Annotated in this window: 2 protein-coding genes; both read right to left on the bottom strand. The window is 44.2% G+C overall.

The window, feature by feature from the left end:
- Window positions 1–126: 126 nt before the first annotated feature.
- Window positions 127–1,863, bottom strand: coding sequence for a hypothetical protein (locus tag VJB08_00725; GenBank protein HLD42495.1), 1,737 nt, complete (start codon window positions 1,861–1,863; stop codon window positions 127–129).
- Between the two features lie 12 nt (window positions 1,864–1,875).
- The coding region (locus VJB08_00720) for a hypothetical protein (protein HLD42494.1) at window positions 1,876–2,435 on the bottom strand (560 nt) is incomplete at its 5' end.

Genomic DNA, 2,435 nt, shown 5'->3' with positions numbered 1-2,435 from the left:
TTTCTGGGTTTTGGATTTCTGTTGGAGGGATGATGATTTCTTTTTCTTTATCTGGTTTCTTTTCCTGCTCTGATAAGTATCTCTTGTAAGCCCCTTCTATTGGTTTCCCGAAAATGGTTTTTTGGGTCATTGTTGTGCGAGCCTCTTGTAGGTATCTGTACTTATTTTGACCATTAATTTTGAGAGCTCCTCTCCTGATGCGACATAAAAGACAGGGAGCTTATTTGATTCCAAGTCATGCGTGAATTGGTTTGGCTGGCCAATCTGTATGTGGGCAAAATAATTTCTTGCTGCAAGCTGCCCGAATTCTTGTTTCACTTGATCCCAATTCTGGATCTGCCCGTCTGAGAGCGAGAGCACAAAGCTTTCTTTTCCCCGTAATGCGTCCACAAGTGTGCTTACATTAATTTTTGTATTTCCGAATTCAGGGGATAATGCTAATTTTCTTAGTTCATGGATATTCTTGAAATCAGATTCTTTGTACTTTGTGGATGAGGAGAACAGGGACAATCCATGGCCGATATACTGCGCAATGCCTTGCGCCTGGAGGAATTGCTCTATCCCATAGAATCCAAGGAGCGCATAATGGTATTTGCTGTTGTCTCCCCAAGGAATAAAGGCAGTATTTCCCTGGTTTCCATTCAGGCCCTCTTGCATTGAGCCCGAATTATCAAGAATGATCATCTTGAATTCTGGAAATGACCTTTTTTGTATTTTTGATTTTTGAATGACTGTGACTGGACTTCTTTCATAGCCAAAGGTTATCCTCCCGCTTTCAGCTGCATAGAGCTTTGTCAGCTTTATTTTTCCCATATCATCTGTTTCTGGATCAAAAGGACGGTAGTTTAATGGAGCAATAGCAAGGGATTGCCTTCTTGTCATTGCTTCAACATTGACAGGGAGCGCCTTTGCCAGCCTTCTGTAGAGCGCATCTAATTGCTCATAGTTTGATATGTTTGGAGACGGGGGATTATTGCTTTTGTACCTTCCATAGGCAATCTCTTCCTTTCCTTCTTTTGTTGATGCTTTCTGCTCAATTCCATTGCCTGCTGGCTGCTGGCCTGTTTTTGCGCTGTCAGCTTCAGCAGAGAAGGCAGAGAGCCTTTCTGTTGGAGGCGTTTCCAGCAAATCCGCAAGGCTTTTTGCAAAGATTGCGGCCATTCCTGGCCATTGCTGCTTTATAAAAAGAGTGGGGGTATTTTGGATATTTTCAGGCAGATTAAGCTCTGCTATCGTTTTTTGGACCGCTTCATCAACTTTTTGAGCATTGGAATAATGCCTTTTTAATAATGCCCCGTCTGCATTATCCCCAAAGAGATGCATGTTTAATTTTACAAATGCCTCATAAAAGGGAGTATAGGTTTCCCTGCCTTGTTTTTGCGCTGCAGCTCCCTGATCATCCCAGAACAGCACTTGGCCTGAGAAGTCTCCTTTAAACTCTTTCACTCTTGGGTTTATGAGGGTATCCTCAAATGCATTTGCAACATAGCCTGCGAGAGATTGCTTGTTTTCCGGAAGCGCCTTTTTAATTGCTTCCAGGATGAGGTCATGGTGATAGGTGTCAAAAGGGCAGCCAAAGCCTGAGTTGAAGGGAAGCTCCCAATGCGCCAATTCATGGTGGAGGAGGTCTTCAAGCAGAGTCTTTTTTGCGTCTGAGATCTTTTTCTTTCGTGCGTATGCCTTTTGCCGCTTATCCTGGATTGGCTCGTAGCCTTTTTTTATGCTGAATTCGATTTGCCAGTTTTGTGGATTAATGGCAGCGGTGATGTTTTGATCTGCATCATCGTATTCACTTATTTTTAAGCTGCCGCTGACTAATCCAATCCTGTTCTTTATTGTGTTTAGGTGTTGTGCGAGGTTCATTTTCCCTGACCTTCATTTCCTCTGGAGAATTTTTGCCTGACGTACCCCGATGGAGGAATCCGAGCCCGAGGGCTCCCTGCAGCAGTAGAGCCAGGCAGCGCCAGCATCAGAGACGAACCCGGCGACAGAGTTGTTGCTTGCTGGAGCCCAGTACCACAGATCTCCATTTGGCGTTTTTACAGGAGGAAGCCCCTGGGATGTTGCGTTTCTGAGCCAGTAATTCAAGCCTATGCCTGGTAGTTTGTTTTGGGTTAAGCAGTCTTCTAATGGCTCCGAGTATTGCGGCTGCAGCTGGTTGTTAGTGAGTTTATGATTGTAGTTAATGTGTAGAGTATTATTAATAACCTTAAAGTCTGCGTCAAGCCATTCTAAGCGCCATGGCTCTCTTACTGCCAGTATTTCATCCAGGATGGAATTTAGTGTTTGGGTGCCTGCTTTGTCTCCTGATGCATAGTATGCTTTTCCTGACTTTAAGAGGCTGAGGAAATCTACAAACTGCCGTATTGTCAGCATGAAGGAACCTTCATGATGCAATGCTTCATGCGCTTGATACCAGTCTTTATCGTGATGGG

This window comes from Candidatus Nanoarchaeia archaeon (assembly GCA_035290625.1).
In the GTDB taxonomy this organism is placed as follows: domain Archaea; phylum Nanobdellota; class Nanobdellia; order Woesearchaeales; family DATDTY01; genus DATDTY01.
Note: the sequence above shows the minus strand (reverse complement) of the source record. Positions and strands in the feature narration are given on the sequence as shown.

Excerpts from the sequence above, each read along its gene's own strand:
- VJB08_00725 (HLD42495.1), bottom strand. The coding sequence starts at position 1,863 with ATGAACCTCGCACAACACCTAAACACAATAAAGAACAGGATTGGATTA.